Source organism: Hymenobacter psoromatis, from assembly GCF_020012125.1.
Taxonomy (GTDB): Bacteria; Bacteroidota; Bacteroidia; order Cytophagales; family Hymenobacteraceae; genus Hymenobacter; species Hymenobacter psoromatis.
Map to the genome: position 1 here is coordinate 1 of NZ_JAIFAG010000005.1, position 6,898 is coordinate 6,898.

Here is a 6,898-nt window from a genome sequence, read left to right on the forward strand (position 1 = left end):
CTGCCGGGCGCGGCTCCAATCAGCCAGGTCCGGCCGGGCGCGTCGCCAATCGGCTGCCTGTTCCTCTTGGGGGGTCTTGGTCTTAGCCGCCTTCACCTGGGCCGGGGTCGGGCCGATTTCCAGCGCCTGCTTGCGGCCCACCTGGTCGGCCACTATCAACCCATATTCCTGCTCGATGCGCTTGCACACGTCCACGCTGCGCGAGCGGATAAACTGGTCGCTCACCGTTTGTCCGTCCAAATCCACCCGGTTTACCACCAAGTGCATGTGCGGGTGGGTCTTGTCCTGGTGCCGCACCACCGCCCACTGCGTGTTCTCCGGGTCGATTTTCAACCCTTTTAGGTAGTCCTGGGCAATGCGGCCCATTACCTCGTTGGTCACCTTCTCCTTTTCCTCGACCGGAAAGGCTAGCGCGACGTGCAGCACGGCCTTCCCCAGCCCTGGGCGCATGGCCCGCACCGCGTCAAAGTCGGTGGCCATGTGGGCGGCGCTATCGGTGCGCACCCCGTGCGCGGCCAGCACCTCGGCCCCTTTGTCGGGGGTCTTCTCTTGGAGCACGTACTGACACATCGCCCCGAACGACTGGTTCACCTTCACCTTGCCTATCATGACGCTTGATGGCCGAGGCTGTTCAAGAGGTGGTGCAGCTGCCCGAGCACCGTCGTGGCTCCGGTGCGCTGGTCCTGCTGCAAGTGGGCCAGCTTGGTTATCTGGTTTAGGTTGGCCGCCATACCCACCAGTTGCACCAGTTGGCGAGCCTGCTCGGGCGTGAGCGGGGCCGGCAGCTTCGTGGCCGTATCCTGCTTCAACCACACCGACCGCAGCACCTCGCCCTGGCTGAGCTGGTACCGCTCGGCCTCCACCGTTAGGAGCTCGTGCTCCTTGTCCGTGAGCCGGACGCTCACGACGTGGCGCTGCTTCTCGGCCAGCGGGCTAGCCTTCCGGCCCCCTTTGCGGGGGCGGTGGGGCGCGGAATCGGCGGGCGTGGGTGCGGGCATAGGGAGAACCCCGAAGGGGCAAGTGTAGGGAGCCCGAAGGGCGAGCGGGTTTTGTGATTGCGCGAAGCGCGATGCACAAAACACATCTTGCGAAACACGTTGAACGAGCTTCTGACGGGCTACTAAGGTACGGCTCCGGTATCACTTGAACAAGCTGGGTGAGTAGATAGCTAGGGACTACCTTTGGCCCACTTGCACGGTAGTCACCCCGCCAACGCATCGTCTGAAAAGATGAAGCCCCGGCTGCTTGAACAACCAGGGCTTCAGGAAGTGGGTGGATTGAGCACCCTTACTCCCGAACGAAAATGGGTAAACGTGCAAAGGTGAAACCCGCTAGCCAGGCTAGTTGGTTTCGCATCCCCTTGGAACTGCTTAAGGCAGCGGTAGGGGGAGCAGTTCGAGCAGTGGTTAGCCACTGGCTCGGGCATCCCTAGGATAACGGCGGTCAGAACTTCGGTTTTGGCCGCCGTTTGTCTGAGCCCCTAAGCTACCCGACTAAGCAAATATACGTCCTTCAAAGCTTTCGTGTAGGGGGTCAGGCTGCCGGTTCAATGCGCACGGCGGTACAGTCGGGGCAACGGGTATGCAGCTGGGCAATGGCTTCGGTCAGGACGTGATTGGTGCTGATGGGACCTTGGTAGAGAGCCATACTCCACGAGTTGCCGGAACCTGGGGTAGTCTGCCAGAAATCAAGTGCCTTGGCTCTTGTAAAAGCCTCATCGGTGTAAGGAGTAATCTGATAAAACTTCACGAGGACCGTTCCGAGTGGGGTATCCTTCAACCTGAAAATATGGTCTGCCATCCTGTAAAGTACGTGCTGGGAGTCAACAAAAGGGGAAAAAGTGCATAGTTGCCCAAAAGGGCACATAAGCACGACATTTGTTTTTATATACTATTTATTACTAATAAGTTAACGCCGCGCCGCGCCGCGCCCTGGTGTGCGAAGCTTGTTTTGGTGGGGTTCCTTTTTTTTTGGCTTTTCTGCGTCGCTTGACGGACATTTCCGCATAGTTGAACCGGGTCAGAACGGGCCCTAAAAGCCTAAAATGTGGACAACCTCGCGCGTTCTCAAATTTTGTGAAAATTTTTTTAGGGTCCTAAAAACCAAAGCTTCCATATTTGTCAAAAATTGCCCTTGACAGTCAATGAGTTAGCCAATCTATTATAGGGAAATGTCCGTCAACTATAAGTTTTTGTCCTAGTGCGGTCGAGCTTACTAGTGAAAAAGCCCCCCAACTATAAGTTTTTGTCCTAGTGGCGGCAAATCAACTATAAGTTTTTGTCCTACCATTATAAGTTTTTTTATAAGCCTTATAAAAATAGGCTATACATTTGCAGAAGTACCATTTCCCCTGCTGACAAATTGGAACCTGAAAAACCCTCTGATAAGGCTGTCACCCTGTGGCAATCGAACATCCTCACTTCGGCGCGTTACGAGCTGACCAAGCTGGAAAAGAACATTCTTTATCTGGCGATGCGCGAGATGCAGCCGACCGACCTACCCAGCCAGCTCTACTACGTTTCGACCGTAGAGTTACGCGAGCGGACGGGGGAGGAAATCAAATACGACCGCCTGCGCATCGTCACTAAAAAGCTGTTAGGGCGCGTCCTAGAAGCTGACCTACCTAATGGCGACCTGCTGCAAACCCACTTCTTTTCCTCGGTACAGTATATCAAGGGCACCGGCACCCTGGAAATCTCGATAGACCCGAAAATCAGGCCCTTTTACGGATATCTAAAGAGCCACTTCACTACCTTTCAACTTGACCTTGCCATCACCCTGAATAGCATCTATGCTAAGCGGTTCTATGAAATCTTTTCTATGTATAAGCATCTACCCAACAAGGTGTTTCGCATACCGTTAGATAAGCTTAAAATCCAGCTTGGGTTAACCGACAAGGATACTGGCAAGGATAAATACCCGCTCTATGCCAACTTCAAACAGACTGTGCTAAGGCCAGCTGAGGAAATTAACACGGCTACCGACCTGGCTTTTACCTACCGCGAAATCAAGCAGGGCAAGAAGGTCGTAGAGCTGGAATTTACGGTTATCTACAGCCCCAAAACGACTGCAATCGACTACAACGAGCAGGAAACGGCCCTTTTTGGCCGTTTAATCAATGATTTCAGCTTGCGTAAAGACCAGGCTATTAATGCTCTCCGCACGCTAAGCCCTGCGGAAATAACCAAACGCCTCTACCAAATCAGGATGCAGATAACCGATGGCAAGGTGTCGAACGTGGGGGCGTACACGGCAGAACGCTTGGGCGTCAAATAGCTAGAAATGCCCCACCATTCAACGCAAACACCATTGCTAGCACTTCCCCGCCTGTAGTCTTATCACTAGCTACAGGGCCTTAAATTCACCTAAACAAGTTTCTTCTTTGCTTAATGGCTCGTTCCGACCGTGACCACGACATTGTGCTGCAAGCCTTGAGAGCAGCCGGCTGGACGATTACCCACCCCTACGGCATCGGAATCAACTGGGGCGGCAAAACGGGTCGGCCGGATATTATTGCAGAAATACGCCTAGCTAACAAGGAGTTGCGCAAAATTGTGGTAGAAGTCAAGAACTACCCCCCGACCGGCAACGGGGTCATGGGCGACTTCCACCGCGCTATTGGCCAGTACCTTACCTACCAAAGCTTTTTTGAAGAGCATGACCCAGCCTGCCTGGTGTTCAAAGCCGTTCCCAAAGCAACCTATGATGGCTTTTTAAGCCACCCCGATATTCTGCGCTTCCTGCAACGGCACCGCATCAAAATATTTGTTTATAATCCAGATTCTCAACTAATTGACAAATGGATAGAGTAACCCACTACCGGCAGCTTATCGAAGCCTACCTGACGGAGCAGGCCGCCATTTCATTCGTGCCCAATACTCTCCACTACGCCCCCGTCTTCGACCGGGAACGTGACCATTACCTGCTGCTCGTCATTGGCCGGGACCGCCAGGAGCGGGTCCACCGCTGCGACATTCACCTGGCCATCGTGGAGGGGAAGGTCTGGCTGCAAGAACTCAACGCGGACGTGGACGTGCTGTACGACTTGCAACGGGCTGGTATTCCTGCCAACGAGCTGCAAGACGGTACGCAGGCGGCTTCCCTAGTCACCCAGTAAGCAAAATTTTCTATTCGTTGCATCTAGGCTGTTGGCTTGCTCTAATTATGAAAAAGCATACCCCCTCCGAGTTTGAAACCGAGCTGCGCGAACGCGCCGGCTCCCCGGAAGCCTTTGAGCGCCTACTCGACAACCTGCAAGCCCAGATGGCCGAGATTGCCCGCAAACGGGGGAAAATCGACTTGAATCTGGATATTATGGCCCCGGTCCCCCCCCGCCCAACCCGTCGTCGCGCAGCTGCTTCTAAATAGCATTTTAGGGGCAATGGCGAAGTGCAATTTTTTCCCTCTGGTTCTTGGTTTTGTCCCTTAACATAAAACAAGTTATAACCCCACTCTTGAAATAAGGGTGGTTTTTGGCCCTGCCGCTTCTATGACACTGACTAGTATTTTTCTGAGGCAAGGCTTCTTTTCTAAGCAGTTGCTGATTTTAGGGCCTCATTTACTTTGTCGAACTAAGGTGTAGCAGAGGCGACCACGCTGACGCTTATAGGTCACTGTGTCGTCCTGCACCGCATACAGTCGAACGGTATCGCCTTGTCTAGTAAAAGCCCACTCTTGTTGCGTTTTCTGGTTGATATCGAAGAATACCGTGTCTAGCTCGTGGAAGGGGCCGACAAAATCAGTATTGACCTGATACATGCCATACCCTGGCCAGCCCTGTACTTGGCCGGTTGCCAGCAAGCGTACGGGGTAAGTATGCCCGGTAGAGTCCGTAACTAAATGTGAGCCAGTGAATAGCAGCCCGTTTATAAAAGGAGCTAATCCTTCATCAAAGGTGCTGCCTGTGCCCGAAACATCCCGTAGCTTCCGAAAAGCGGTGGTGGTAACGCGGTGCGTATTCTTCTGACGCTGGTCGAGATAGAGGAGGGTATCTGCCTGATTTACGTGATAGCGTAAGCTTGTTTCGAGTAAGCCAGCTTCGCTCCCCGACTCCTCGGCGGTGGTGGACCAAGAGTTAAGCACTGGTCCTCGTCGCAGATGGACGTAACGCAAGGGTAGCCCTTCATGATTGCTTGCTCCCAGCGACATAGCCATACTGTCGCCTTTATAAGACTTTGGGTCAAGCAGCATCTCCGTGATACCACTACTACCCCAGTGCCCATCCGATTGACGAGGGGAGTGGGTTTTGCGTAAATACGCGGCATACGTTGTGTTTATCCAAGTCCCACCTAGCAACGGCACTAACTGCTGATTAGCCGAATCATTTAGTGAAGTAATAGGCACTTTACTAGCCATAGGCTGGGCCGTTACCTTTGTTGTAGACTCTTGTTTATCAGTGGCCTGGGCCGTTTCAACTGTTTTTTCCTGACAAGCTGTTAGCCCAGCAAAGCCGACCAGCCAATAGAGAGGATGATTTGAAAAAAAGCTCATGCAGCAAAGTAAGTCTAGGGGCCTGCATCAAACCGTTGGATGAAAGAGATAGCAAGGATTTTACATACTATAAACGGTCGTTTACAGTATGTAAAAAGGGCGGGGCTGGCCTATTCTAACCCCGGTATCTTCCCTTCATCACGATATAGGGAACGCGAGGAGGTAACTCATTCATTTGCTGCATCAAGGCCGCCATTTCCGCCGTGTAGGGGTACATCTGGCTGGGCTGCTCGGGCGGCAGCGGGCGCACGTCGGCCGCTGGGGCAATGTCGGGCCGGTACCACCGCAACAGCTCGTCCTGCACCTGCGTCTGGTCAATCTCACCCGCGATGTAGCGCAACTCCAAGTGCGCCAGGTCCTGCGAGGGCACGGCCCGGTCGCTAGCCCCTGCACCGATGGCCGACCGCACCGTGTCCCACCGCTGCGCGGGAGTCTGTTCTTCTTCGTGAAATTGAGGGATATAGTTCATGATTACCAAGAGGTTACTTAGGTGGGAAATACTTCTGGGCGGCTTTGGGGTTGTCGCGCTTTAGGTCCAGGTACCCCTTGGATAACCAATCCAGATTAGCCTGCTCTTGGGCCTGCTGCTTTTGAAGCAACTCCGTTTTTGCCTCCGCAGCCCCCATCGCTTTCCATGCGTAACCACTCCACACACAGAAGCCCAGCAGGATAAAAGACACCCCCATGAACGTCCATAGGCTGGTAAAGCCCCACACCTTATCCGCTAAGGGCACACTGCGCGGAATCTGGTCAATCACCTGCTTTAACTGCTGGGTGCCCGTCGCTACCGCCGCCGCGATGGTGTCCGGCGTCGCCAAGTGCGGCTGAATCTGGTTGGCTATTCCCTTAAAATCCAGCTCAAACTTCGTCCCATTCTTCACGATGGCTAGCACCTCGTCTACCTCGGCGCGGCTAATGGGCTGGCCCTGCTCCAAGCTGCGCTTATTCAGGGCCTCGATGCCCCGGCGTAGGGCCTTTATGTCGTCAAGTAGCTCTTGCATAGTCTAGTAAGTAGAAAATAGGGCGTTCAGTATCACCTCTTCACGCCTTGCGATTTGTCTTGTTTCGGCTGTTGGCGGGCCTGTTCCTGCTTGGCTTGGGCGTAGGATTCGGCCAGCTTGGCCAGCGCGTAGTCCTGGCCGACCTGCTGCCACCCCTGGGCCGGGTCGTGGGCCTGGCCTAGCTCGCGGGCCTTGGCAAAGCCCGTTTCCAGATTGCCGGCGCTGTACTCGCGGCCGACCTGGCTCCCCTTCACCCGGTGCCCGTCCTGCGCGAACACCACCCCGGCCGGGCTCCCATCCTTGCGCCGCGTCAGCTCCAGCTCGATACCTCGCGGGCGCAGCGCCTCGCGCAGCTCGTCAAAGCTGCGGGCCTGGCCCGCGGTGTAGCTCAGGGCGCGGCCAATGTC

The 6,898-nt window shown here is 54.7% G+C and carries 10 protein-coding genes; 4 read left to right on the plus strand and 6 right to left on the minus strand.

Features of this window, described 5'->3' with window-relative positions:
* Both LC531_RS22455 and LC531_RS22460 read right to left on the minus strand, forming a co-directional pair.
* The coding region (locus tag LC531_RS22455; RefSeq protein WP_223654539.1) for a relaxase/mobilization nuclease domain-containing protein at positions 1-609 on the minus strand (609 nt) is incomplete at its 3' end.
* Positions 606-998 carry a plasmid mobilization protein gene (locus LC531_RS22460; protein WP_223654540.1) on the minus strand — a complete coding sequence of 131 codons (393 nt, stop codon included), beginning with the start codon at positions 996-998 and terminating at the stop codon, positions 606-608. The genes LC531_RS22455 and LC531_RS22460, both read right to left, overlap by 4 nt.
* A 1,363-nt stretch (positions 999-2,361) precedes the next feature.
* On the opposite strand from LC531_RS22460, the gene LC531_RS22465 reads away from it, so the two are divergent.
* From LC531_RS22465 to LC531_RS22480, 4 genes are all read left to right on the plus strand, one after another.
* Complete coding sequence (locus LC531_RS22465) at positions 2,362-3,276, plus strand: replication initiation protein (RefSeq protein WP_223654541.1); 915 nt, start codon at positions 2,362-2,364, stop codon at positions 3,274-3,276.
* 113 nt (positions 3,277-3,389) lie between these two features.
* Positions 3,390-3,812 carry an element excision factor XisH family protein gene (locus LC531_RS22470; RefSeq protein WP_223654543.1) on the plus strand — a complete coding sequence of 141 codons (423 nt, stop codon included), beginning with the start codon at positions 3,390-3,392 and terminating at the stop codon, positions 3,810-3,812.
* Positions 3,800-4,117: an element excision factor XisI family protein gene (locus LC531_RS22475; RefSeq protein ID WP_223654545.1), complete on the plus strand. Its 318-nt coding sequence runs from the start codon at positions 3,800-3,802 to the stop codon at positions 4,115-4,117. The genes LC531_RS22470 and LC531_RS22475 overlap by 13 nt, the downstream gene beginning before the upstream one ends.
* Before the next feature lie 47 nt (positions 4,118-4,164).
* Entirely contained in the window at positions 4,165-4,368 is a 204-nt protein-coding gene (locus LC531_RS22480; RefSeq protein WP_223654547.1) for a hypothetical protein, read from the plus strand.
* A 186-nt stretch (positions 4,369-4,554) separates the two neighbouring features.
* Here the strand turns inward: LC531_RS22480 and LC531_RS22485 are convergent, their stop codons facing one another.
* The 4 genes from LC531_RS22485 to LC531_RS22500 form a co-directional block, all read right to left on the minus strand.
* A complete protein-coding gene (locus LC531_RS22485) occupies positions 4,555-5,490 on the minus strand; it encodes a hypothetical protein (protein WP_223654556.1) in 936 nt (311 codons plus the stop codon).
* A 115-nt stretch (positions 5,491-5,605) separates the two neighbouring features.
* The gene (locus tag LC531_RS22490; RefSeq protein ID WP_223654557.1) at positions 5,606-5,959 is read right to left on the minus strand and encodes a hypothetical protein; all 354 of its coding nucleotides are present in this window, start codon (positions 5,957-5,959) and stop codon (positions 5,606-5,608) included.
* Between the two features lie 13 nt (positions 5,960-5,972).
* The gene (locus tag LC531_RS22495; protein WP_223654558.1) at positions 5,973-6,491 is read right to left on the minus strand and encodes a hypothetical protein; all 519 of its coding nucleotides are present in this window, start codon (positions 6,489-6,491) and stop codon (positions 5,973-5,975) included.
* Positions 6,492-6,523: 32 nt separating this feature from the next.
* Positions 6,524-6,898, minus strand: a 375-nt coding sequence (locus tag LC531_RS22500; RefSeq protein WP_223654559.1) for a relaxase/mobilization nuclease domain-containing protein, incomplete at its 5' end; no start/stop codon positions are given.

Coding starts and splice junctions, on each gene's coding strand:
- LC531_RS22460 (WP_223654540.1), bottom strand. CDS start 998: ATGCCCGCACCCACGCCCGCCGATTCCGCGCCCCACCGCCCCCGCAAA.
- LC531_RS22470 (WP_223654543.1), top strand. CDS start 3,390: ATGGCTCGTTCCGACCGTGACCACGACATTGTGCTGCAAGCCTTGAGA.
- LC531_RS22475 (WP_223654545.1), top strand. CDS start 3,800: ATGGATAGAGTAACCCACTACCGGCAGCTTATCGAAGCCTACCTGACG.
- LC531_RS22480 (WP_223654547.1), top strand. CDS start 4,165: ATGAAAAAGCATACCCCCTCCGAGTTTGAAACCGAGCTGCGCGAACGC.
- LC531_RS22485 (WP_223654556.1), bottom strand. CDS start 5,490: ATGAGCTTTTTTTCAAATCATCCTCTCTATTGGCTGGTCGGCTTTGCT.
- LC531_RS22490 (WP_223654557.1), bottom strand. CDS start 5,959: ATGAACTATATCCCTCAATTTCACGAAGAAGAACAGACTCCCGCGCAG.
- LC531_RS22495 (WP_223654558.1), bottom strand. CDS start 6,491: ATGCAAGAGCTACTTGACGACATAAAGGCCCTACGCCGGGGCATCGAG.